This is a genomic window from Tabrizicola fusiformis (assembly GCF_013328815.1).
GTDB lineage: Bacteria > Pseudomonadota > Alphaproteobacteria > Rhodobacterales > Rhodobacteraceae > Fuscibacter.
Window position 1 is genome coordinate 271,800 of the sequence record NZ_JABUHN010000005.1, and the last position, 23,319, is coordinate 295,118.

The 23,319-nt window shown below is 66.9% G+C and carries 24 protein-coding genes; 14 read left to right on the forward strand and 10 right to left on the reverse strand.

Annotated features, from left to right (window positions below; all coding sequences use genetic code 11):
- Positions 1-34: 34 nt before the first annotated feature.
- The 3 genes from HS053_RS10275 to HS053_RS10285 all read left to right on the forward strand — a co-directional run bounded on the left by HS053_RS10275 (position 35) and on the right by HS053_RS10285 (position 1,545).
- Entirely contained in the window at positions 35-508 is a 474-nt protein-coding gene (locus tag HS053_RS10275) for a PepSY domain-containing protein (RefSeq protein WP_174211149.1), read from the forward strand.
- Between the two features lie 104 nt (positions 509-612).
- The gene (locus HS053_RS10280; RefSeq protein ID WP_174211150.1) at positions 613-1,011 is read left to right on the forward strand and encodes a hypothetical protein; all 399 of its coding nucleotides are present in this window, start codon (positions 613-615) and stop codon (positions 1,009-1,011) included.
- 12 nt (positions 1,012-1,023) lie between these two features.
- The gene (locus HS053_RS10285; RefSeq protein ID WP_174211151.1) at positions 1,024-1,545 is read left to right on the forward strand and encodes a helix-turn-helix transcriptional regulator; all 522 of its coding nucleotides are present in this window, start codon (positions 1,024-1,026) and stop codon (positions 1,543-1,545) included.
- Between the two features lies 1 nt (position 1,546).
- Here HS053_RS10285 and HS053_RS10290 read toward each other — a convergent pair whose 3' ends face one another.
- Together HS053_RS10290 and HS053_RS10295 are read right to left on the reverse strand one after the other, a co-directional pair.
- Positions 1,547-1,915, reverse strand: coding sequence for a DUF2237 family protein (locus HS053_RS10290; RefSeq protein ID WP_174211152.1), 369 nt, complete (start codon positions 1,913-1,915; stop codon positions 1,547-1,549).
- Between the two features lie 52 nt (positions 1,916-1,967).
- A complete protein-coding gene (locus HS053_RS10295) occupies positions 1,968-3,140 on the reverse strand; it encodes an FAD-dependent oxidoreductase (protein WP_174211153.1) in 1,173 nt (390 codons plus the stop codon).
- A 126-nt stretch (positions 3,141-3,266) separates the two neighbouring features.
- On the opposite strand from HS053_RS10295, the gene HS053_RS10300 reads away from it, so the two are divergent.
- On the forward strand, positions 3,267-6,026 hold the full coding sequence (locus tag HS053_RS10300) for a DUF2339 domain-containing protein (RefSeq protein WP_174211154.1): 2,760 nt from the start codon (positions 3,267-3,269) through the stop codon (positions 6,024-6,026).
- 90 nt (positions 6,027-6,116) lie between these two features.
- Here the strand turns inward: HS053_RS10300 and HS053_RS10305 are convergent, their stop codons facing one another.
- Positions 6,117-6,899, reverse strand: a complete 783-nt coding sequence (locus tag HS053_RS10305; RefSeq protein ID WP_174211155.1) for a crotonase/enoyl-CoA hydratase family protein — start codon at positions 6,897-6,899, stop codon at positions 6,117-6,119.
- 70 nt (positions 6,900-6,969) lie between these two features.
- Between HS053_RS10305 and HS053_RS10310 the strand changes: the two genes are divergently transcribed.
- A complete protein-coding gene (locus HS053_RS10310; RefSeq protein ID WP_174211156.1) occupies positions 6,970-7,596 on the forward strand; it encodes a TetR/AcrR family transcriptional regulator in 627 nt (208 codons plus the stop codon).
- On the opposite strand, the gene HS053_RS10315 is transcribed toward HS053_RS10310, so the two are convergent.
- On the reverse strand, positions 7,542-7,952 hold the full coding sequence (locus HS053_RS10315) for a group III truncated hemoglobin (RefSeq protein WP_174211157.1): 411 nt from the start codon (positions 7,950-7,952) through the stop codon (positions 7,542-7,544). The two genes, HS053_RS10310 and HS053_RS10315, sit on opposite strands and share 55 nt — an antisense overlap.
- A 217-nt stretch (positions 7,953-8,169) precedes the next feature.
- On the opposite strand from HS053_RS10315, the gene ileS reads away from it, so the two are divergent.
- Together ileS and HS053_RS10325 are read left to right on the forward strand one after the other, a co-directional pair.
- Positions 8,170-11,058, forward strand: coding sequence for an isoleucine--tRNA ligase (ileS, locus tag HS053_RS10320; RefSeq protein WP_174211158.1), 2,889 nt, complete (start codon positions 8,170-8,172; stop codon positions 11,056-11,058).
- A gap of 49 nt (positions 11,059-11,107) precedes the next feature.
- Positions 11,108-12,085 (forward strand): P1 family peptidase, encoded by a 978-nt coding sequence (locus HS053_RS10325; RefSeq protein WP_174211159.1) that lies wholly within the window; start codon positions 11,108-11,110, stop codon positions 12,083-12,085.
- A gap of 42 nt (positions 12,086-12,127) precedes the next feature.
- Here the strand turns inward: HS053_RS10325 and HS053_RS10330 are convergent, their stop codons facing one another.
- The gene (locus HS053_RS10330; RefSeq protein WP_174211160.1) at positions 12,128-12,334 is read right to left on the reverse strand and encodes a hypothetical protein; all 207 of its coding nucleotides are present in this window, start codon (positions 12,332-12,334) and stop codon (positions 12,128-12,130) included.
- Between the two features lie 67 nt (positions 12,335-12,401).
- Here HS053_RS10330 and HS053_RS10335 point away from each other — a divergent pair, with 67 nt between their 5' ends.
- The 4 genes from HS053_RS10335 to HS053_RS10350 all read left to right on the forward strand — a co-directional run bounded on the left by HS053_RS10335 (position 12,402) and on the right by HS053_RS10350 (position 15,354).
- Positions 12,402-13,310: a LysR family transcriptional regulator gene (locus HS053_RS10335; protein WP_241699812.1), complete on the forward strand. Its 909-nt coding sequence runs from the start codon at positions 12,402-12,404 to the stop codon at positions 13,308-13,310.
- Between the two features lie 40 nt (positions 13,311-13,350).
- On the forward strand, positions 13,351-13,938 hold the full coding sequence (locus HS053_RS10340; RefSeq protein ID WP_174211161.1) for a DUF1176 domain-containing protein: 588 nt from the start codon (positions 13,351-13,353) through the stop codon (positions 13,936-13,938).
- A 2-nt stretch (positions 13,939-13,940) separates the two neighbouring features.
- Positions 13,941-14,384, forward strand: coding sequence for a methylated-DNA--[protein]-cysteine S-methyltransferase (locus HS053_RS10345; RefSeq protein WP_174211206.1), 444 nt, complete (start codon positions 13,941-13,943; stop codon positions 14,382-14,384).
- Between the two features lie 133 nt (positions 14,385-14,517).
- Complete coding sequence (locus HS053_RS10350) at positions 14,518-15,354, forward strand: EamA family transporter (protein ID WP_174211162.1); 837 nt, start codon at positions 14,518-14,520, stop codon at positions 15,352-15,354.
- Between the two features lie 9 nt (positions 15,355-15,363).
- Here the strand turns inward: HS053_RS10350 and HS053_RS10355 are convergent, their stop codons facing one another.
- The 4 genes from HS053_RS10355 to fsa all read right to left on the reverse strand — a co-directional run bounded on the left by HS053_RS10355 (position 15,364) and on the right by fsa (position 18,591).
- The gene (locus HS053_RS10355; protein ID WP_174211163.1) at positions 15,364-16,068 is read right to left on the reverse strand and encodes a CDP-alcohol phosphatidyltransferase family protein; all 705 of its coding nucleotides are present in this window, start codon (positions 16,066-16,068) and stop codon (positions 15,364-15,366) included.
- A 50-nt stretch (positions 16,069-16,118) separates the two neighbouring features.
- On the reverse strand, positions 16,119-17,051 hold the full coding sequence (locus tag HS053_RS10360; protein WP_174211164.1) for a tyrosine-type recombinase/integrase: 933 nt from the start codon (positions 17,049-17,051) through the stop codon (positions 16,119-16,121).
- On the reverse strand, positions 17,048-17,740 hold the full coding sequence (locus HS053_RS10365) for a DUF484 family protein (RefSeq protein WP_174211165.1): 693 nt from the start codon (positions 17,738-17,740) through the stop codon (positions 17,048-17,050). Before HS053_RS10365 ends, HS053_RS10360 begins: the two co-directional genes overlap by 4 nt.
- Before the next feature lie 197 nt (positions 17,741-17,937).
- Positions 17,938-18,591 (reverse strand): fructose-6-phosphate aldolase, encoded by a 654-nt coding sequence (fsa, locus tag HS053_RS10370; protein WP_174211166.1) that lies wholly within the window; start codon positions 18,589-18,591, stop codon positions 17,938-17,940.
- Positions 18,592-18,731: 140 nt separating this feature from the next.
- On the opposite strand from fsa, the gene HS053_RS10375 reads away from it, so the two are divergent.
- A complete protein-coding gene (locus tag HS053_RS10375) occupies positions 18,732-20,888 on the forward strand; it encodes a primosomal protein N' (protein ID WP_174211207.1) in 2,157 nt (718 codons plus the stop codon).
- A gap of 96 nt (positions 20,889-20,984) precedes the next feature.
- Here the strand turns inward: HS053_RS10375 and HS053_RS10380 are convergent, their stop codons facing one another.
- The gene (locus HS053_RS10380; protein ID WP_174211167.1) at positions 20,985-21,281 is read right to left on the reverse strand and encodes a DUF6958 family protein; all 297 of its coding nucleotides are present in this window, start codon (positions 21,279-21,281) and stop codon (positions 20,985-20,987) included.
- A gap of 96 nt (positions 21,282-21,377) precedes the next feature.
- Here HS053_RS10380 and msrA point away from each other — a divergent pair, with 96 nt between their 5' ends.
- Complete coding sequence (gene msrA / locus HS053_RS10385) at positions 21,378-22,037, forward strand: peptide-methionine (S)-S-oxide reductase MsrA (protein ID WP_174211168.1); 660 nt, start codon at positions 21,378-21,380, stop codon at positions 22,035-22,037.
- A 253-nt stretch (positions 22,038-22,290) separates the two neighbouring features.
- Entirely contained in the window at positions 22,291-23,220 is a 930-nt protein-coding gene (locus HS053_RS10390; protein ID WP_458358890.1) for a 50S ribosomal protein L11 methyltransferase, read from the forward strand.
- Positions 23,221-23,319 lie beyond the last annotated feature (99 nt).

Below are 23,319 nucleotides of genomic sequence, written 5' to 3' on the forward strand. Positions count from 1 at the left end.
CCGTCCGGTGCCATAGACAGGAAAAGGACAGGACATGAAAACGAAGTTCCTCCATGCCGCGGCCATGCTGATGATGAGCGCCACGCTCTCGAATGCGGCAATCACCAGCGATGATCTGGTCGCGCAGTATCAGGCCCAGGGCTATACGCGCATCGAGATCAAGGTGGGGCCAACCCTGGCCAAGGTCGAGGCGATCAAGGACGGCCAGAAGGTGGAAGTGCTGTATGATCTGGTCACCGGCGCCATTCTGAAAACCGAAACCGAACAGGTTCAGGCCGGCGACGACGTGAGTCCGGGTGTCGAAGTGCGCACTGTCAGCGATGAGAAGCTGGATGACGACAAGGGGCGTGGCCGCAGTGACGGCGAGGACGACGACGACAGCAACGATGACAATGACGACGACAGCGGTGATGATGACAGCGGTGACGACGATGGCGGCGACGACGACAGCGGTGATGACGACAGCGGCGATGATGACGGCGGTGACGATGACGGCGATGATGATTGAGCTTGCGTGCTGAGATGCTGCTCGATTGACTGCAACGGGCGGTTCGGCCTTGCCGGACCGCCTCATCTGGTTGAGAAGGGGGCCGAAATCATCGGTCTGAAGCTATGAAACGTCGCCAGTTCCTGTTTGTCGGGGCAGCCGCCGCGCTTTTGCCAAGCGTCGCTTTTGCGGCCGATTTCGCCGACAAGATCATCCGTCGCCTGCGCAAGCAGGGCTATACCGATATCACCACTTCGCGGACCTTGCTGGGCCGGGTGCGCATCCTTGCGTGGCGCGGTGGCGAATCGCGCGAGATCATCCTCAATCCCCATACCGGAGAGATTTTGCGCGATGTCTGGACGGCGGCGGATGGCCGGCTGGTTCCGGGCACGCTGGAGGGCGATGACAGCGACGACGACAAGGATGATGACAAAGACGACGACGAGGAAGACGACGACGAGGAAGACGATGGGGGGGACGACGACAACAGCGGATCAGGCGGCGGCGATGACGACGAAGACTGACCGGGCGCGTCCATGAAGCGCCCGTGGGCCATCCTTGCCATTCTGATCGTGCAGGCGTTGAGCGCCTTCTTCTTCATTGCCGATATCCTGTCGTCCTATATTCCGCTGTGGTCGCGGCCTCTTGCCTGGCAATACCGCGAGTTGCTGGAAATTCTGTCGGCGCTGGGGCTGTTTCTGGGCGTGGTTCTGGGGGCGCTGTCGCTTTGGCGGGCGCAGCGCGAACGGCATCTGGCCGAAGAGCGGCTGCGCCGTGCCTCGGGTGCCTTCATGGATCTGTTGCAGGAACGGTTCGGCGAATGGGCCCTGACCAAGGCCGAGGCGGATGTGGCGCTTTTCGCCATCAAGGGGCTGTCCACCGCCGAAATCGCGGTGCTGCGGCAAACCTCGGAAGGCACCGTCAAGGCGCAGACCAATGCGATCTATCGCAAGGCGGGCGTCTCGGGGCGGTCACAGCTTTTGTCGGTGTTCATCGAGGATCTGATGCGCGATGAGGGCACCCTGCGCCCGGGTGCCGCGCGGGCGGCGGCGGAATAGGTCAATCCGCCGCGTATTGCTCCAGCACCTCCAGCGGCACGACATGCAGGGTGTTGGCGTGGGTGGCGTTCAGGCGGACCAGCGGCGCCGCCCCTTCGTCATGCGCCTGCAGGAACCGCCCGGCGCAGAGGCACCAGCGATCCCCCGGTTTCAGCCCGGCAAAGCCATATTCCGGGCGGGGCGTGGACAGATCATTGCCAAGGTATTTCGACAGGGCCAGAAACTCGGCCGTCATCAGGGCGCAGACCGTGTGCAGCCCCCGGTCCTGCGGGCCGGTATTGCAGCAGCCGTCACGGAAAAATCCGGTGAGCGGTGCGGTCGAGCAGGGTTCGAGCGTGCCGCCCCGGACGTTGATCGACGGTTCTTTCATCGGCGCCTCCTGACACTTGTGATGGTAGCCTCTGGCAGCCGCTTGTCCAGCCTCAGCGCCCGAGCGGCGGCATGAGATCGCCCGAGACCAGCGCCGTCAGCAGATGCCGCACCCCCGGCAGGCGCGACAGCGGCGCCAGAAGATGGTCGCGGATCAGCGGCAGGACACGGCTGTCGGATTGATACATCGGGGTGAAGGCGGCACTCATCGCCTGATAGGCGGCAACGTGTGTGCGGCGCATCCGGGCCTGCCGTTCCGCCGCGGTATCGGCGGGGCCTTGCCGCAGCGCCTGTGCCAGTGCCATGGCATCAAGCAGCGCCATATTCGCCCCTTGGCCAAGTTGCGGGCTGGCGCGGTGGGCGGCATCGCCCAGATGCAGCAGCCGGCGCGCAAAGGGACGGCGCAGCGTGCCATGGGAATAGCGCGCCGGAGTCATGTCGGCGGTGCCGGTCAGGGGCACAAGGAAGGGCGCCATCTCGGGCCAGAAGGCCGCGACCTCGGCCTTCCATGCGGCAAGGTCGGTCTCGGCCCAACGGTCAAGTGCCGGGCGGGGCAGCGACCAGAAGACGGCGGCCCTTGGGCCGGGATCATCCGGCAGGCGCCCGATGGGCAGCACGCCGGCCATCCGGTGTGCGCCCAGATAGCGCTGCGTCAGCCGGTCCTGCGGCAGCGCCGCATCGCGGGGCCAGGGCACATGGCCCCAGATCGCGCCAAAGGGCAGGGCACGCGCGTGCAGGGGCGACAGCGCCGATCCGGCCCCGCCCGCATCGACCACCAGATCGAAAGGGCCAAGCGGCGGCGCCCCTTCGCGCAGGATCAGGCGCCCGGCGCCCCCGGGCCGCAGCGGGGAATCCGTAACCGCCGCCCCGGTTTTCACCGTGACACCGGCCCGTGCGGCGGCCTGCCAAAGCAGGTGAAACAGCGCCGCGCGGTGCATCGCCAGCCCCGGCGCGGCGGGGCGATAGCGCACATCCAGCACCACCCGCTTTCCGGCATGGCCCAGCATTCGCGCAATGGGCTGGCCAAGGGCGCGGGCCGCGTCGCCCGCCCCAAGCGCATCCAGCACCGCCAGCCCCACCGGCTGCACAACCAGACCCGAACCCAGCGGGCGGGGGGTGGCAAAACGCTCGGCAATGGTCACGCGGTGGCCATCCTGCGCCAGCAGGGCCGCTGCCGCCAGACCGCCGATTCCCGCCCCCACGATTCCGATGTTCAGGCTTGCCATGGCGCGACAGTGGCGCGGCACGGCTGTGGGCACAATGGCGCGCGCAAAGGGGGCGGGAATTCCGCACTGGCCACGCGCCGGGTGGCAGCTTAGGCTGCCGCCTCAGGTTTGATCGGGGGCATTGCGATGGATGGTATTCTGGCGCTGCTGGTTTTGGCCGTTTTGGCAATCCCGGTGTCGATCATCGTGCTTTTCGCCGGGCAATCTGGGCTGAAACGCCGGATCGCCGCGCTGGAGGCCCAGCTTGCCGCCCGCCCGATTCCGGTGCCCGCGCAGGCTGCGCCCGCGACGGCCCCGGCGGCGGCTGAACCCGCCGCCGATGCGCCGCCCGCGCCGGATGAGGTGGCGGCTGACACCCCGGCGCCCGCCGAACCCCCCACCGAAACCCGCGCCGAAACGCCATGGGACCGCGCCGCGCGGGCGGTGCGCCCGGACCTGCGGCGCACCCCGACGGGCGAGCCCGCTTCCGCAGCCCCGCCTCCACCCAAAGGCCCGGGCCCGGCGGACCGGCTGATGGTATGGCTGCGCGACAACTGGGTCTATGCGGTGTCGGCGGCCTCTCTGGCGCTGGCCGGGGTGTTCTTCGTGCAATATGGCATCGAGAACGGGCTTCTGCCGCCCGCCGCCCGGGTTGCGGCGGCGCTGCTGTTCGGTCTCGTGCTGATCGGCGCCGGGGAGTGGCTGCGGCGGCGCCATGGCGATGGCGAGCAGAGTTCGACGGCCCATCTGCCTTCGGTCTTCAGCGGCGCCGGGATAGTCTCGGTCTTTGCCGGCATCGTGGCGGCGCGGCAGCTTTACGGGCTGATCGGCCCCGAGACCGCGTTTGGCGGTCTGATGGTCACTGCGGCGGGCGCGGTGGCGCTGGGCTGGTTTTCCGGGCCGCTTCTGGTGGTGGTGGGGCTGGTCGGTGCCGCCTTGACGCCGTTTGTTGCGGGCGATGGCAGCGGGGCCGCGCCCTGGCTTTACGGCCATTACGGGCTGATCGCCGCGGCGGGGCTGGCGGTGGACAAGGTGCGCGGCTGGCGCTGGCTGTCGGTTCTGGCGCTGGTTTTGGGTTTTGGCGGCGGCTGGCTCATGCTTCTGGCCGGGGCAGGGGTGCCGGGGATGGTGGCCCTTTTGCTGCTGCTGCCGCTGGCCACGCTGGTTCTGGCGGGCTTTGCCCTGATCCCGCAGTTGGATGGCCCGCCGCTCTGGCGTCTGGCGATGGGGACCGTCGGTCGGCCCGCTTTTGCGGTGACGCTGGCCCATGGCGCCACGCTCGCGGCCAGTCTGGCGCTGGTGGCGGTGCCGGGAGCCGAAGGGGAGGCGATGCTGGCCTTTGCCGCGCTGGCGGTGTTGGCGGTGCTGCTGCTGCTCTGGGCCGACCGGGGCGAGGGGGCAGAGGATCTGGCGCTTTGGCCCGCGCTGGGCTTCCTGATGCGGCTGGTGGCCGAGCCGATGTCCTGGGGCGGCGCCTATGCCGCCTTCCGCGGGCAGGAGATTGCGCTGCGGGCGCCGGAAACTGCAGCTCCGCTGACGGTGAGCCTGCTTCTGGGGCTGGGCCTGGCGATTTCGGCGGCGGCGGCGTTCCGCGCGCTGCGTCCGCAGATCGGGCCTTTGTCCGGTCTTGGCTTTGGCCTTGCGGCGGTGTTGGTGGCGCCGCTGACGGCGGCGGGGCTGGAGCTGCTCTGGAACCCTTCGCCGGTGCTGGGCGCCTACCCTTGGGCGTTGCAGGTGATCGCGCTGGCCGCTGTCATGGTGGCGCTGGCCCTGCGCTTTGCCAAGGCCGATGGCGAGGATCGCCGCCGCGCCGCCCATGCCACGCTGTCGGCGCTGGTGCTGATCGCGTTGGCGCTGTTCCTGATCACCACCAAGACGGCGCTGACCCTTGCGCTGGCTGTGCTGGCGCTGGTGGCAGCGGCGCTTGACCGCCGCTTCCGCCTGCCCGAGATGGGGGCCTTCGTGCAGTTGGCGGTGGCGGTGCTGTCCTGGCGGCTGTTGGTGGACCCGGGGCTGGATTGGGCGATGTGGGCGCCACCGGGGCAGGTTCTCTTGGCCTTTGGCGGCACCATCGCCGGGCTGACGGCGGCCTGGGTCGTGCTGCGCCCGATGGCGCGGACGCTTACGCTGGGTGTGCTGGAAAGCGCGGTTGCGGGCCATGCGGCGGTGCTGGTGAACCTGTTGCTCACCCGCTGGCTGACCGGGATGGCGCAGCCAGGCATGACCGAAGCCTATTGGTCGTTGACGTTGCAAGCGCTGCCTTGGGCGGTGCTGGCGGCGGTGCAGGTCTATCGCGCGGGGTTTGGCGGCTGGCTGCGCCGGTTGCGGCTGGCCTTGGCCGGGCTGGCAGGCGTGATCGCGGCGGGGCTGATCCTTGTGTCGTTGACCTATGCCAATCCCCTGATCGACAGCTATGGCCCCCATGCGGCAAGTCTGGTTCTGGGGCCGCAGCCTTTTGACACGTTGCTCTTGGCCTATGGTCTGCCGGGCGCGCTCATGCTGGCCTTGGCCTTGCGGTTGCGGCCACTTGCGGTCTGGCCCCGGCTGCGGTTGGGGGTGTTGTGTGCCGGGGCCGGGCTTCTGGCCTTCTGGATCGCGCTGGAAATCCGGCGCTTCTGGCAGGGCGACTGGCTGGCGGTGCCGGGGGTGCGGCAGGAAGAGCTTTACAGCTATACTGTCGCGCTGATCCTGCTGGGCGCCGGGCTGCTCTATCAGGCCATCGCCAGCCGCTCGGTCGGATTGCGGCGGGTGGCGATGGCGGTGATCGGGCTGACGGCGGCCAAGGTGTTTCTGATCGACGCGGCGGGGCTGAGTGGCCTGACGCGGGTGTTGAGCTTCCTTGGTCTTGGCCTGTCGCTGGCGGGGCTGGCTTGGCTGAACCGCTGGGCCGCCGGGCGCCAGCCCTAGACGGGGGTGCCCCGGCCCGGCCCCGGAGGGGTCTTGCACCCCTCCGGACCACCCCGCAGGATATTTGCGGAGAGAGGATGGGGGCAGGGGTCAGCCCCAGTCCGGTTCGCGGCGCTCCAGCCAGGCCGCCAGCCCCTCGGCGGTATCGGCGCTGCCAGCGACGCGGGCGAACTGGTCACCCTCCAGCGCCAGCCCCTCGGCGATGGGCAGGTTCAGCCCGCGCGTGACCGCCGCAATGATGCGTGCCACCACGGGCGGGGCGTTGCGGGTAATGGCGGCGGCCAGCGTCAGGGCGGCGGGCATCAGATCGCCGGGGGAAACCACCCGGCTTATCAGACCCATCGCCAGCGCCTGTTCGGCGCCAAAGCTGTCGCCGGTGAGCAAATGCTCCAGCGCCCGTTTGCGCCCGGCCAGCCGCGGCAGGCGCTGGGTGCCGCCAAAGGTGGGCGGGATGCCGATGCGCACCTCGGGCTTGGCAAAGCGGGCGGTGGTGACGGCGACGGCCAGATGCGCCGCCTCGGTGATCTCGCAACCGCCGCCATAGGCCAGCCCGTTGACCGCCACGATCACCGGCTTGGGGAAAGCTTCCAGCCTTGCGGTAAGGCGTTGGCCCCGCGCTACAAATTCCCGACTGGCCAAATCTCCGCCCGCGCGAATCGAGGCGGCGAATTCGGGAATGTCACCCCCTGCCGAAAAGGCCCGCCCGGCGCCGGTCAGCACCACCGCCCGCAAGGCGGGATCGCCCTCGATCCGGTCCAGCAGTGCCAGCAGCCGGTCGTTCAGCGCATAGTTCAGCGCATTCAGCTTTTCGGGGCGGTTCAGGGTCAGGACCGCCACGTTTCCTTTGGTTTCCATCAGCACAAGTTCGGGCATCAGAGCCTCCTTTCGATTGACGGCAGAATGCCCGGATGGCAGGCTGATATAAACTCACTGGTCGGTATAGATGAACACCGAAACACCCCCCGATACCCGCAGTCAGATTCTGCTTCGCGCGGCCGAACTTTTCTATGGCGAGGGCATCCGCGCCATTAGCATGGACCGCATCGCCGAGGCGGTGGGGGTGACGAAGAAGACGCTTTATTACCACTTCCGGTCCAAGGATGACCTGATCGAAGCCTATCTGGTGGCGCGCGATGGGCCGAACCTCGCGGCCTTTGCCCGCTGGTATGACAGGGCGCAGGGTCCGGTGCCCGACCGTATCGCGGCGCTGTTTCACGGGCTGGCGCGGCAGGCGCGCAGCCCGCGCTGGCGGGGTTGCGGCTTTCTGCGGACGGCGGCGGAACTGGCCAACATGCCCGGTCACCCGGCCGTCAAGGCCGGGGCCGCCCATAAGAAGAAGCTGGAAAGCTGGCTCGCCCGCACTTTGGCCGGGGAAGGTGCGGCCGAGCCGGAGCTTGTGGCGCGGCAGGTTGCCCTGCTGATCGAGGGGCTGTTCAGCACCCTGCTGTTCCACCGCGACCCGGCCTATGCCGAAGCCGCCGCCAGTGCCGCCCGGGCGCTGACGGCGGCCGCGCTTCAGCGCAACATCGGCACACCATCGGCGGATTTGCCCGGCTCGACCAGCCCATAGCGCAGGCCCTGTCCGATCCGGTGCGCCAAGGCCGACCAGGATGCTGCCTGATCGGGCCGCAATTCGCGCCTCAGGACCGCGTCGAAAAGGCCAAGCCAGACCTCGAACATGCCGGGGCGCACATTGCCCGCCGCTTTGTGGACCGCCATCGGATTGCCGTCATAGCCGCGCTCCAGAAGGATCGCATTGCGCCAGAAGGCGGCAATCTTGGCCTCATGCGCGGGCCAGTCGGTGACATGGGCGGCAAAGACCGGGCCAAGGCCGGGATGGCTGCGGATCGCGGCATAGAATTCGGCCACGACACGGGCGATTTCCTCGGCAGTGATCGGGAAGCGGGGGGGCAGGGCGCTGGACATGGGCCATTCTTGCCCCGGTGACGGCGCTCTGCAAGGCGGTGCGCCGCCGCACCCCTTTACCACCGCCTGCCCCAACCCTATAAGGCCCCGCATGAGCCGTCACTTCGCGCCCTCGCGTCGAATTATCGGCCCGGCGTCCTGAAGGGGCGCCGGGACATTGGCGCTGCGTTTCGCCGCCAGACCTGCCTGATATCCTCCTTCGATAGGACCGCATCCGATGTGCGCCGACACGCCCGACTACCGCGACACCGTTTTCCTGCCCGAAACCGAATTTCCCATGCGCGCAGGCCTGCCGCAGCGCGAGCCTGACTGGCTGGCCCGTTGGGAAAAGATCGGCGTCTATGACCGCCTGCGCGAGAAATCCGGCCGTCCGGCCTTTACCCTGCATGACGGCCCGCCCTACGCCAACGGCCACCTGCACATCGGCCATGCGCTGAACAAGGTGCTGAAGGATATGGTTGTCCGCTCGCAGCAGATGATGGGCAAGGATGCCCGTTATGTGCCGGGATGGGACTGCCACGGTCTGCCGATCGAATGGAAGATCGAAGAGCAATACCGGGCCAAGGGGCTGAACAAGGACGACGTGGATGTGGTGGCCTTCCGTCAGGAATGCCGCAAGTTCGCCGAAGGCTGGATCGACGTGCAGCGCGAAGAGTTCAAGCGTCTGGGCGTGACGGGCAACTGGCCGAACCCCTACCTGACGATGGATTTCCACGCCGAAGCGGTGATCGCCGACGAATTCATGAAGTTCCTGATGAACGGCTCGCTGTATCAGGGGTCCAAGCCCGTGATGTGGTCGCCGGTCGAAAAGACCGCGCTGGCCGAGGCGGAGGTGGAGTATCACGACCATACCTCGCACACGATCTGGGTGCGGTTCCGGCCCCTTGACGGTAAGCTGGAGGGTGCTTCGGTGGTGATCTGGACCACCACGCCCTGGACCATCCCGCAGAACCGCGCTGTGGCGTTCAATCCTGCCATCGCCTATGGCGCCTACCGCGTTGATAACTTGGGTGAAAACGCGCAGGCGCAGGTGGGTGAGGTTCTGGTGCTGGCCGATGCGCTGGCCGAAGCGGTGCTGAAATCGGCGCGGGTCGAGGGCTTTACCCGCCTGCGGGACGTGACTGCTGCGGACATGCAGGATGTATTCCTCTCCCACCCCTACCGGCGCATTGAGGGCGGTAACGGCGAGTGGGATTTCGATGTCCCCCTCCTTCCCGGCGATCATGTGACCGATGATGCGGGCACGGGCTTTGTCCATACCGCGCCTTCTCATGGCGATGACGACTATCAGATGGGGCTGAAGTTCCGGCTTCCGATGACCTACAATGTCGAGCCGGATGGGGCTTATCGCGCCGATCTGCCGCTGTTCGGCGGGCAGACCATCATCACGCCTGAGGGCAAGGAAGGCCCGGCGAACGTCAGCAATATCAAGGCGCTGGCGGCCCAAGGCGCGCTCCTCGCCAAGGGCAAGCTGAAGCACTCCTATCCGCATAGCTGGCGGTCCAAGGCGCCGCTGATCTACCGCAACACGCCGCAGTGGTTCGTTGCCATCGACCGCAAGCTGGACGATGGCATGTCGACCTATGGCGACACGATCCGCGCCCGCGCGCTGAACTCGATCAACCAACTGGTCGAATGGACGCCGCAAACCGGCCGCAACCGCCTGCATTCGATGATCGAGGCGCGGCCGGACTGGGTGCTGTCGCGGCAGCGCGCCTGGGGTGTGCCGCTGACCTGCTTTACCAAGAAGGGCGCCAAGCCGACCGATTCCGATTTCCTGCTGCGCGATCCGCGCGTGAATGCCCGCATCACCGCCGCCTTTGAGGCCGAGGGCGCGGATGTCTGGTATGTGCAAGGATTCAAGGAAAAGATGCTGGATGGCATCGTTGATCCGTCGGATTATCAACAGGTGTTCGACGTGCTGGATGTGTGGTTCGACTCCGGTTCGACCCATGCCTTCGTGCTGCGCGACCGCGCGGACGGGTCGGAAGACGGCATCGCCGACCTCTACCTTGAAGGCACCGACCAGCACCGCGGCTGGTTCCATTCCTCTATGCTACAAGCCTGCGGCACCAAGGGGCGGGCCCCTTACCGGGGCGTGCTGACCCACGGCTTCACGCTGGACGAGAAGGGCATGAAGATGTCCAAATCGCTCGGCAACACCGTGGCGCCGCAGCAGGTGATTGGCGAATACGGCGCCGATATCCTGCGGCTCTGGGTGGCGCAGTCGGATTACACGACCGACCTGCGAATCGGGAAGGAAATCCTGAAAGGCGTGGCTGACAGCTATCGCCGCCTGCGCAACACGTTGCGCTTCCTTCTGGGCAACCTTGCGGGCTTTACCGAGACTGAAAAGGTGGCCCCGGCGGATATGCCGGAACTGGAACGCTGGGTGCTGCACCGGGTTGCCGAACTGGATGCAGAGGTGCGCCAGGGCTATGCCAAATATGATTTCCAGGGCGTGTTCCAGAAGCTGTTCACCTTTGCGACGACCGATCTGTCGGCAGTCTACTTCGACATTCGTAAAGACAGTCTTTACTGCGATGCGCCGGGCAGCACCCGGCGGCGGTCGGCGCGGACGGTGCTGGATATCCTCTTCCACCGGCTGACCACCTGGCTTGCACCGATTCTGGTCTTTACCATGGAAGAGGTCTGGCTGTGCCGTTTCCCGGGCGAAACCTCGTCGGTGCATCTGGTGGATATGCCGGAAACCCCCGCCGACTGGCTGAACCCGGCGCTGGCCGCGAAGTGGGAGGGCATCCGCGCCGCCCGTCGCGTAGTGACCGGGGCCTTGGAGGTGCAGCGCACGGCCAAGGTGATCGGCGCCAGTCTTGAGGCGGCGCCGGTGGTGCATGTGGCCGATACGGCGATTCTGGCGGCGCTGAAATCGGTCAACTTCGCCGATCTCTGCATCACCAGCGGCATCCAGCTTACCGCCGACCCCGAGCCGCAAGAGGCGTTCCGCCTGCCCGAAGTGCCGGGCATCGGCGTGGTGTTTGAGGGCGCGATGGGCGAGAAATGCCAGCGTTGCTGGCAGATCCTGCCCGATGTCGGCAGCCACAAGCACCCCGGCACCTGCAAGCGTTGCAACGACGCGCTGGGGTAGGATGGGCAATATTGCCCATCCTGCGAACGGGCGGGCCTGAGGAGGGAACATGCCGCGGCTGCGGGATCTGGGTTATGGCATCGGCCAGTATCCGACTGGCCCGCTGAATGCGATTACCGATGTGGCGGGGGTGACCGTGGGCCATGTCACCCTGATTGAAGGGGACCGCACCCGCACGGGGGCCACGGCCATCCTCGCCCATCCCGGCAATCTCTTTCAGGACAAGCGCCCGGCGGCGCTTGCCGTTCTGAACGGCTTTGGCAAGTTCGCGGGGGCCACGCAACTGGCCGAGCTGGGCCAGTTGGAAACGCCGATCCTCTTGACCAATACGCTGGCCGTGGGCCGGGCGGTTGAGGCGATCAACCGCCATGTGCTGGACCAGCCGGGCAATGAGCGGGTGACTTCGCTGAATGCGGTGGTGGGCGAAACCAATGACAGCCGGCTGAACGATATCCGTGCCGCACGCCCGACGGTGGCCGAATTGCGGGCGGCGATAGATGCCGCACGGGGCGGGCCGGTGGCCGAGGGCGCCGTGGGGGCGGGCACCGGGACGGTGGCTTTCGGGCTGAAGGGCGGCATCGGCACCGCCTCGCGGCTGGTCGGGGGCCATGTGCTGGGTGTGCTGGTGCAGGCCAATTTCGGCGGCCATCTGCGGGTGGACGGGGTGCCGGTGCAGAACCTTGCGGCGCATGATGCCGATGGCTCCATCGTGATCGTGCTGGCGACCGATGCGGCGCTGGACGCCGCCGGTCTGCGGCGGCTGGCCACCCGCGCCTTTGGCGGGCTGGCGCGCACCGGGGCGGCGCTGTCGCATGGCTCGGGCGATTATGCGCTGGCGTTTTCGACGCAGGCCCGGCCCGAGACGCAGGCGCCCGCGCAGCTTTCCGCCCTGTTCGAAGCCGCCATCGAGGCAAGTGAAGAGGCGATCCTGAATGCGCTGACCATGGCCGAGGATATGGCGGGCTATGACGCGGGGACCGGGCAGGCCAGCCGCTTTGCCGCGCTGCGGCTGCCGCGCAAAACTTGAACAAGCTTCGCGGAGGGAAAAAGCCCCTCCGCGAAGAGTTCCTCAGGCGCGGACAGGGTGTACGCGCTGGGGGAGTGAGTGGAAGCGGGCCGCATCCGACAGCATCCGGCCGCGATCCAGCCCCAGATGCATCGCCGCCAGATCGTCGCGGTTCATCCCGATGTCGGCCAGCAGGTGGTCATCCTGTCGCGCCAGCAGGAACGCGGTCGAATGGCGCAACTGCAGAAGAGAAAGGATATGGCGGAACATGACGGGTCTCCTGTGTCAGACCCCGGTTTTGCCATGGGCGTTGACATTTCACAAACGAATAGGTTTCATGGGTGACATCAGGAATATTCATGGCAAACCGATGATCGCGCCGCCCGACAGCGACCTTTTGCGCAGCTTTCTTGCGGTGGCCGATACCGGATCGGTGACGGCCGCCGCCGACCGGCTGGGGCGCACGCAATCTGCCGTCAGCCTGCAGATCAAGCGGCTGGAAGACAGCCTTGGCCAGCCCCTGTTCGAGCGGTTGCCGCGCGGCGTCGCACTGACACCCCGGGGGGCGCAACTGATGCCCTATGCGCGGCGGATCACGGCCCTTCTGGAGGAGGCGGCTCTGGCCCTGCGGGTCAAGCCGCTGGTGGGGCCGGTGCGGGTGGGCATTCCCGATGAATATTCCGGCACCGTCCTGCCCCGGGCCCTGTCGGCCTTTGCCGAGCGCCACCCCGAGGTGGAGGTTTCGGTGCGCTGCGACCATTCCGAGCCGCAGTTGCAGGCGATGGATTCCGACGACATCGATCTCGCCGTGATCTATGACTGGAGCTATGTCGGCGAGGGCGAGGTTCTGTGCATCGACCCGACGGTCTGGGCCACCTCGGTCACCCATCAGCAGCATCTGCGGCGGCCACTGCCGGCGGCGGTCTTCATGCGGTCGGACTGGTGCCGCGATTTCGCTGAACGCTCGCTGGATCAGCAGGGGCTGCCGTGGCGGGTGGCTTTTGAATGCGACGATGCGGGCGCGATGCGGATGGCAGTGCAGAACGGGCTGGCGATTGCGCCGATTTCCCGCTCGACCATCCCGGTCGGATGCCGCGAGCTGACGGCGGCGGATGGGTTTCCCATCATCGATAGTTCGCGCGTTTTGCTGCGGCGCAATCCGCGCGGCACCTCCGAGGCGATCGAGGGCATGGCGACCATGCTGCGCGAGGCATTCCGCCCGCTGGCGGAACGGGTGGCGGTGTGACAGTCCGGGGCAAATCCAGCCAGATCAGCCGGAGTGCCCGATGCGCCTGACCGCCCCCCTTGCCCTGATTGCCCTGACCTGCGGCACCGCCGCCCGCGCCGATCAGGCGGCGGCGGTTGCGGCCTTTACCGGCGCGTTTTCCAGCTATTGCAGCGCCGCTTTCCTTGAGGATGGCAGTCTGGTCGATCCGCCGCTTCGCCATGACATGACCTCGCCCGTGACATGGGGCGGCGATCCGGTGCCGGTGACCCTGTGGGAGTTTCGCTGCAACATCGGCGCCTATAATGTGCAGACCGTGTTCTTCAGCGACAGCGAGAGCAGCGGTCTGATGCCGCTGTCCTTTGCGCGGCCCGATCTGGACGTGGTGCTGGAAGACCCCGAGAATTACGAAGGCCCGGTGAAAGAGGTCCGCATCGCGGGGTATTCGGCCAGTTCCTATGTGGTGAATGCCAGTGTCGATGCCGCTGCGGGCACGATCAGCGAATATTCGGCTTGGCGCGGTATTGGCGATGCCTCTTCCGCCGCGGTCTGGACGCTGGTGGATGAGGCGTTCCGCCTGACCCGTTTTGATGTTGACCCAAGCTATGACGGCGAGGTGACGCCGAAAACGCTGGTCAGTTTCCCGTGACGCTGCGCGCGGCCCTGCTGACGCCCCTTGGCCGGCTGGTCGTGGGCGAGACGGAGGGGGTGATCACCTCGCTGCGCTGGTCCGATGAGGGGGCTGCGGATGATAGCCCGCTGTTGCGGCAGGCTCTGGCGCAACTTGCCGGGTATTTCGCCGCAGAACGCCAGACCTTCGATCTGCCACTGGATTGGGGGGAGGGGCTTCATGCAAGGGTGCGGCGGGCGATGGCCGCTATCCCCTTCGGCCAGACCCGCAGCTATGGCGAGATTGCCCGCGCGGTCGGTGCCCCGGCGCAGGCGGTGGGGCAGGCGTGCGGGGCCAATCCGGTGCCGGTGATCATTCCCTGCCACCGGGTGCTGGGTGCCGCCGGTCTGGGCGGTTTTTCGGCGCGGGGCGGGGTTGAGACCAAGGCGGCCCTCTTGCGGCACGAAGGCACGCTGCTGCTCTAGCCTCTCAGGGTGATTCCAGAGGGCGGGCACCGGCCAGTCCAGAACCGCGCGGCCTTGCCCTGCCGCGCAAGGCTTTGTAACGGTTCCATGACGGGCAAGGGCCAGCGGGGCCGACGGGCAGGCGGGGTATCGGGTGAGCTTCTGGGTCATGGCGGCGGTCCTTGGATCGGCCTTCCTGCATGCGCTGTGGAATTCTCTGATCAAGGTCGGAACCTCGCGCCTTGGCGCCATGGTGATCCTGTCCATCGGCGAGGTGCCGATCGGGCTGGCTGTGCTGGCGACGCGCCCGGCGCTGGAATGGAACGTGGCGCCTTGGGTTCTGGCGGCGGGTTGCGCGCATTTCTTCTACAAGTTCTTCCTGACCTACGCCTATGAACGGGGAGACCTCAGCCGGGTCTATCCCATTGCGCGCGGCACGGCGCCCTTGGTGGTGGGGCTGGTGTCGGGGGTGTTCCTGAAAGATGTGATCACGCCGATGGAATATGCCGGGATCGCCATTTTGGGCGCCGGTATCCTGTTGATGGCGCAGGGGGTTTTTGCCAGCGGCGAGAACCGCAAGCTCTTGCCCTATGCGCTGGGCTCTGCCTGTGCCACGGCAACCTACACGCTGATCGACGGTTCGGGCGCGCGGGTGGCGGGCGATGCGGTGGCCTATGTCGCCTGGGTCTTTGTGGTGGACGGGCTGTTCTTCGCGCTGGGGATGCTGGCATGGAAGGGCATCGACGTGCTGCCGCGCCAGCGCAAGGCATGGGGCGTGGGCTTCATCGCTTCGGCGGCCAGCTATGGCGCCTATGGCGTTTCGGTCTGGGCCATGACCATCGCGCCCATCGCCCTAGTTGCGGCGCTGCGCGAAACCTCGATCCTTTTTGCCGTGCTGATCGGCTGGCTGGCCTTTGGCGAGCGGATGACGCGGGGCAAGGCGCTGGCGGCGCTGGTGATCGTCGGTGGCGTGATGGTGACGCGGCTTTAGGGCGCGGGGTCAGCTTATGCGGCGGACCTTGGCCGGAAAGACCTGCTGCGCGATCCCGGCGAGGCAGAGGTAAAGCGAGCTTGCCACCAGCCCCCAATGCGCGACCGAGCCTTCGGCGAAATCCACCCAAGCCGCCCAGGCGGCAAAAACCACCCAAGCCAGCGACACTGGCAGCGTGACCTCGCGCCAGCGTTTGGTGCGGGTGGGGTGGACGAATTTCAGGTTCAGGAACATCGCCACCGTCAGGAAGCTGACCACGACAAGGATCGTCGTCGGATTGGGGTCCAGCGCGAACAGCACCAGAACCACCATGTTCCAGCAGGCCGGAAAGCCGGAAAAGCTCTTGTCCTTGGTCTTCATCCGCGTATCGGCGAAATAGATGACCGAGCCGTAGCAGATCACAATGATGGCAAACCAGCCGGTCCAGCCATCCAGCATCCCCGATTTGAACAGCGCATAGGCGGGGATGAAGACATAGGTCAGGTAATCGACGATCAGGTCCATCAGCACGCCGTCATAGGTCGGCCAGTTGCGCGGCGTGTCCCAGCGCCGGGCCAGCGGCCCGTCGATCCCGTCCACCAGAAGCGCCACCACCAGCCAGAGGAACATCAGGCTCCACTTCTCTTCGACGGCGGCCAGCATGGCAAACATCGACAGAACTGCGCCCGAAGCGGTCAGCAGGTGGACGGAGAGGGCTTTGAGACGGATATCCATGGCATTTCTTCGCGCAAAATCGGGTGTCCCGCAAGGAGTCAGGCAAGGTTTCACGCCCGGGGGTGGGCCTTTTCATAGACCTCCATCAGCCGCGCCGCATCCACAGCGGTATAGGCTTGAGTGGTGGAGAGCGAGGCATGGCCGAGCAATTCCTGAATGGCGCGCAGATCGCCGCCCGCCGACAGAAGGTGCGTGGCAAAGCTGTGGCGCATGGCATGGGGCGTGGCACTGGCCGGCAAGCCCAGTTGCATCCGCGCCTTCTCCATCACCAGTTGCACCAGCCGCGGGTTCAGCGCCCCGCCCCGCGCGCCGCGAAACAGCGGCCCGTCGCGGTCCAGCGCATAGGGGCAGAGCGCAGCATAGCGGGCAATCGCCGCCTGCGCCGCGGGCAGGGTGGGCACCAACCGCTCCTTGCCGCCCTTGCCGATGATGCGCAGCACCTCGGGCAGCGGATGGGCCGCGCCGGTCAGCCCCAGCGCCTCGGAGATCCGCAGGCCCGAACCGTAAAGCAGGGTGACCACCGCCGCGTCGCGCGCCGCGATCCAGTCCACGCGCGCCTGATCGGCCACGGCGCCGATCAGATCGACGGCGGCCTCTTCCGACACCGGGCGGGGCAGGCGGCGGCGATACTTCGGGCCGCGCGCCGCCAGAAGGGCAGAGACATCGCCGCCGTCATGGTCATTCACCCAGGCAAGGAAACCCTTCACCGCCGAAAGCCCCCGCGCCCGCGAACGGGCAGACAGGCCGCGCTTGGTCTCGGCCGCCATCCAGCTCCGCAGATCGGTCGCAGGCAGGGCACAAAGTGCGCCGCGTCCGGCAGCCCCGCCGTGATGCCGCGCCAGAAAGCCCAGAAACCCGCCGACATCCCGGGCATAGGCATCAAGCGTATTCTTCGCCGCCCCGTCCAGCGCGCGCAGATGGTCCAGCCAGTCCGACAACGCCTGTCGCCAGGCGGGTGACAGCGCAAGGCTGTCCGCGGTCACGACAGCCAGCGGCGCATGGTCCGCTCGAAAATGCCCGCGAAAAAGCCCAGAAGGTCGGTGCCATGGGTCGGTTTGAACTGATGCGGGTCTTCGGCCCCCAGCGCCAGCATCCCGGGCAACCGGCCCTTGCCGAAATCCAGCTTCATCAGCGCCTCGGAGCGGACCCAGCCCGCCCGCTCGCCATAAAGCGCATCCGATTGCGGCAAGACCTGCCGCAGCACGACGGGGCGCAGCGGCACGTTGCGCCCGCCCGAGACATAATCCTGCACAAAGCCCGGCTCGGCGACATACAACACGTCGCCCAGACGGCGCAGCGCCGGGTCTTCGGCATCCTGCACCGATTCCAGCACCAGCCGCACGCAATCCACCCGCAGCGTCTGCGCCACATCCCCCGCCAGCGCCTTGAGGAAATCCTCGAAACTCAAAGGGTCCAGCAGTTGCAGAATGGCGCGATGCACCTGATTGGTGCCGGCAAGGTTTTCATAAGCCGCCGCGATCACCGTGCGGTGGGTATCCTCCAGCCGGTCCAGCCGCGATTCCAGCCGTTCCATTGCAATGCCGCGCAGATCGACGATGTTCGACCCCATCAGCCGCTCGTTCGCGCCGATCAGGGCGTTCATCACATCGCGGTCTTCGAGTAAAGCATCGGGCTCCGCAAGAATGCGGTCCCGCAAATCCTGGTCGATCATGCTGCCCCTGACGGTTCTTGCTGTTGGGCGCATGATAGCAGGGCCGCGCCCGCTGCGCCTCATTTTTCTGCATGTGCCCCGCCCCGGCTTCGGATGCCTCCGGCGGGGATATTTGGGCCAAGATGAATGCACGGCGATTTCATCTTGGCGATAAATATCCCCCGCGGAGCGTCCGGCGGCCGGGGCGGGTGCTGTCTTTACAGGATCTTCTGGCCGGTCTTGGCCCAATCCTTCATGAACTGCTCCAGCCCCTTGTCGGTCAGGGGATGGCTGGCCAGCGCCTTGATCACCGAAGGCGGCGCGGTCATCACATCTGCGCCGACCAGCGCGCATTGCGTGACATGGTTGGCCGAGCGGACAGAGGCGGCGAGGATCTGGGTTTCAAAGCCATAATTGTCATAGACCTGACGGATGTCCGAGATCAGCTCCATCCCGTCGAGGTTGATGTCATCCAGCCGCCCGATGAAGGGCGAGATGAAGGTGGCGCCGGCCTTGGCCGCGATCAGCGCCTGATTGGCCGAGAAGCACAGGGTCACGTTGACCATCTTGCCTTCGCCCGACAGCACCTTGCAGGTTTTCAGCCCGTCCCAGGTCAGCGGCACCTTGACCGCGATGTTCGGCGCGATTCCGGCCAGCTTGCGGCCTTCGGCGATCATCTCGTCTGCGGTCAGCGCCACGACTTCGGCCGAGACGGGGCCGGAGACGAAGCTGCAGATTTCCTTGGTGACTTCGAGAATGTCGCGGCCCGATTTCAGGATCAGCGAGGGGTTGGTGGTCACGCCGTCCACCATGCCCAGATCGTGCAGTTCGCGGATGGCATCGACGTCGGCGGTATCGACAAAGAACTTCATGGGGCGGTCTCCGGCAGGTTGGGAATGGGGGTTGGAATGCGGTTGCGGGGGGTTTACCTGAAACCACGCGGGGGCGAAAGCCTTGTGGTAACGCTAACGGAGGTGCCGTGGTCGAGCGGGTCTATGAGGCGGGCGAACTGGTGGGCGTTCTCACCACCGAACCGCTGGGCCGGGTGCTGGATTACAAGGCGCCCGAGGGCGGTTGTGGCGACGGCGATTTCGTCGAGGTGCCCTTGGGGCCGCGCCGGGTGCTGGGCGTGGTCTGGGGTCCAGGCGAGGGTAAGTTCGATCCTGCCCGCATCCGTCCGGTGCATCGGGTGCTGGAGGCGGCACCGATGCGGGCCGAGCTGCGCAGCTTTCTGGCCCGGGCTGCCGATTACACGCTGACGCCGTTGCCCGCCATGCTGCGGCTGGCCACGCGGGCGCCGGGGTTGGGCGATCCGGCTTCGACCAAGCGGGTCTACCGGCTGGGCGGCACGGTGCCCAACCAGATGACCGAGGCGCGGTTTCGTGTGGTCGAGGCGCTGCGGTCGTTCCGCGAGGCGCCGGTGACGTTGGGCGAGTTGGCCGAGGCGGCGGGCTGCGGCGCCTCGGTGGTCAAGGGACTGGTCAAGCTGGGCGTGGTGCTGGAGGAAGATGCGCCGCGCGATCTGCCCTATCCGCCGATGGCACCCAAGGGGGCTGCGCGGCTGGTGGGCGACCAGGTCACGGCGGGCGATGCGCTGGTGGCGGCGGTCGCGGCGGGGGCGTTTTCGGCGACGCTGCTCAAAGGGGTCACCGGCTCGGGTAAGACCGAGGTTTACCTTGAGGCGGTGGCGGAATGTCTGCGTGCCGGGCGGCAGGCACTGGTCCTGCTACCGGAAATCGCACTGACGGCGGATTTTCTGGCCCGGGTCGAGGCGCGCTTTGGCGCAAGGCCGGCCGAATGGCATTCCGGTGTCACCCAGACCGAGCGGCGGCGGCTGTGGCGGATGGTGGGGCAGGGGGGGGCGCAATTCGTCGTTGGTGCGCGGTCGGCGCTGTTCCTGCCGTTCCGCGATCTGGGGCTGATCGTGGTCGATGAAGAGCATGACACCAGCTACAAGCAGGAAGAGGGCGTGATGTATAACGCCCGCGATATGGCCGTGTTGCGGGCAAGCATCGTCGGGGCGCCGGTGGTTCTGGCCTCGGCCACGCCCTGCCTTGAGACCTGGGCCAATGTCGAGGCGGGCAAATATGGCCGCATCGACCTTGGCGCGCGGTTCGGAACGGCGGAATTGCCCGAGATGCGCGCCATCGACATGCGGGGCGAAAGCCTGTCGGCGGATCAGTGGATTTCGGCCCGGCTGGCCGGGGAGGTTCAGGCGCGGATTGCGAAGGGGGAACAGTCGCTCCTGTTCCTGAACCGCCGCGGCTATGCGCCGGTCACGCTTTGCCGGGCCTGCGGGGCGCAGGTGGGATGCGAGCATTGCGACGCCCGGATGGTCGAGCATCGTTTTCTCAAACGGCTGGTCTGCCATCAATGCGGCGCCACCAAGCCGGTGCCCGAGGCCTGCCCGTCCTGTGGGGTTGAGGGCAAGATGGCGGCGGTCGGCCCGGGGGTGGAGCGGCTGGCCGAAGAGGTGACGGCGCGCTTTCCGCAGGCGCGGCTGGCGGTGCTGTCCTCGGACCTCTTCGGATCGGCCCGGGCGCTGAAAGAGGCGATTGTGGGGATTGCCGAGGGGGCGGCGGATATTATCATCGGCACGCAGATCGTGGCCAAGGGGCACAACTTTCCCCTGCTGACGCTGGTGGGGGTAATCGACGCTGACCTTGGCCTGCAAGGGTCCGACCTGCGGGCGGCCGAGCGGACGTTTCAACTGATACGACAGGTGACGGGCCGGGCGGGGCGGGCGGAAAAGCGCGGGGTGGCCTATCTGCAAACCCACCAGCCCGAGCATCCGGTGATCCGCGCCATCCTTGGCGGCGATGAAGAGGCGTTCCTGCGGGCCGAGGCCGAGGAACGGCGGGCGGCGGGTGTGCCGCCCTATGGCCGGATGGTGGGGATTATCCTGTCTTCGCCCGATGTGGCACAGGCGTTTGACGTGGGCGCCGAACTCGCCCGCCGGGACGATCCGCTGCGCCGGGTGGGTGCGCAGGTCTATGGCCCGGCCCCGGCGCCGGTCGCCCGGGTGCGCGGGCGCCACCGGGTGCGCCTGTTGGTCAAGGCGGCCAAGGGCGTGCCCATTCAGGCGGCGGTTGCCGAATGGATCGGCCAGATCAGATTGCCCAGCCAGTTGCGGCTGGTGGTGGATATCGACCCGCAGAGTTTTTACTAGATCGTCGCGCAAAGCCGAGGCGTGCATCGCCGGGACCGACATTTCCCCCAAAGGGTGTCGCGGCCCGCTTGGCGGAGGGGTCGGGGGCTTTGCCAGCTATGCCTGCCGCCAGAGCTGCACCGGGGCCTTGTCATGGCGGACGATCACCCCCTTGGCCTCAAGGTCAAGCTGGACGCATTTCACCCACCAGCCTGCCGTCGCGCCCCCCGGAAACAGTCCGGGGTCCAGCCGGGGGCGGACGGTTTCGATCAGGTCGGCCACCTTCAGGCCCGGCGCCTTGTCGGGCAGCGCCTCCAGCACTCTGGCCCGCATCTCCGTATATTTGGCGGCATCGACCTGATAGGTCTTGCCGGGCTGGCCGACGTTCTGAACGGTGATCTTCTCGGCTGCCATGGCGCTCTCCCTTTCGTGTCAGTCTGCCTTGGCGGCATGGCTGGTCGCAACCGTCTTGCCGCTCTATATTGCAGGCTCAGGCGAAAGGAGGCCCCCATGTTCTTCGTTGACCGCCGCAAGATGCAGATGGTGGACCCAGCCGACGCGCTGCCGGGTCGCCCCGACCCGCTGCCCACCGCCGAGGTGCATTTCCTCTCGGGTCTGCCGCTGAAATCGCCGGTGCCTGCGGGCATGGAAGAGGCGATGTTCGGCATGGGCTGTTTCTGGGGTGTGGAGCGCAAGTTCTGGGCGGTGCCGGGGGTCTGGCTGACCATGGTCGGCTATGCCGGGGGCTATACGCCGAACCCGACCTACAAAGAGACCTGCACCCAGTTGACCGGCCATAACGAGGTGCTGCGGGTGATCTTCGATCCCGCGGTCGTCAGCTATGAAGCCTTGCTCAAATTGTTCTGGGAGGGGCACAACCCCACGCAGGGGATGCGGCAGGGCAATGACATCGGCTCCACCTATCGCTCGGGCATCTATACCTATTCCGAAGCGCAGGCCGCGGCGGCCCATGCCTCGAAAGCGGTGTATCAGGCGGCGCTGAATGCGCAGGGGCTGGGGGAAATCACCACCGAAATCCTGCCGGCGCCGGTGTTCTATTTTGCCGAGGATTATCACCAGCAATATCTGGCCAAGAACCCCGACGGCTATTGCGGCATCGGCGGAACCGGCGTGACCTGCCCGATCGGCACGGGGGTTGCGGCCCGCTGAGGCCCCCTGCGCTTGACCCGGAAGGGCCAAGCGCCTAAGCCGCGGGGCAGGACAGCAACCGGGGGTTCCGATGCCGCTTTATCTCGCAAGTTCGCTGGTCGAAGGCGATGATGCCGCTTTCGCGCTTGCCGAGGCGCTGGAACGGATGAGCCCGGCCCCGCTGGATGCCGAATGCTATGATGCCGAGGGGATGCCCGGCATGGTCGAGGTGCTGGCCACCTTCCAGTTCGCCCCCGATGCGACGCTGCTGGATGTGGTTGCCGCGGCCTTTGGTGCCACCCCCTTCACGGTAAGCGAGCAGCATCAGAACACCTTCTCCGCCCTGACCACCCTGCCCGGGGAGGCTGCCGCCCGCGCGCTGGCCGAGGCGCTTGAGGCGCTGGACCCCGCCCCCTATGGCGTGGGCGCCTTCGAGATCGAGGATGGCTCGGGTCTGTGGGAGGTGGGCAGCTATTTCCACGACGCGCCGGATGCGGCGGTGCTGAACGGTCTGGGTGCCAAACATGGTGCGCGGCCCTTTGCCATTTCCGAAGTGCCCGATGTCGATTGGGTCGCCAAGGTGCGCCGCGAGTTGAGCCCGGTCGAGGCGGGGCGCTTCTTTGTCTATGGCAGCCACGATGCCGACAAGGTGCCGACGGCCCCGGGGCGCGTGGCCTTGCAGATCGAGGCGACCGTGGCCTTTGGCACCGGCCACCACGGCACCACGCTGGGTTGCCTGCGCGCCTTCGACCGGCTGTTCGACGCCGGGCTTCGCCCGCGCAAGGTGGCCGATATCGGCTGCGGCACGGCGGTTCTGGCCATGGCGGCGGCGGCGGTGTTGCCCGATGCGCTGGTCATTGCCAGCGACATTGATCAGGTCGCGGTGGATGTGGCCGAGGCGAATGTGGCGATCAACGGGCTGGACGGGCGGGTGGAATGCCTTGAGGCGGCGGGCTTTGCCCATCCCCGCCTGCATCAGGCCGGTCCCTATGATCTGGTCTTCGCCAATATCCTGAAAGGCCCGCTGATCGAGCTGGCACCCGATATGGCCCGCCATACCGCGCCGGGCGGACTTGTCATCCTGTCCGGCCTTCTGGTGGTGCAGGCCGAGGCGGTGACGGCGGCCTATGTGGCGGCCGGTTTCACCCCCGAAGCGCGTGAGGATCTGGGGGAGTGGTCGGCATTGGTGCTGAAACGGAACTAGACCGTTTCGGGCTTTCCCGGGGCAGGACCGGGCCATCTGCCCCAATCTCGCCACATTCCCGACCTAGTTTTACCTTGGGTGGGCGAGTGTATGTGGGAT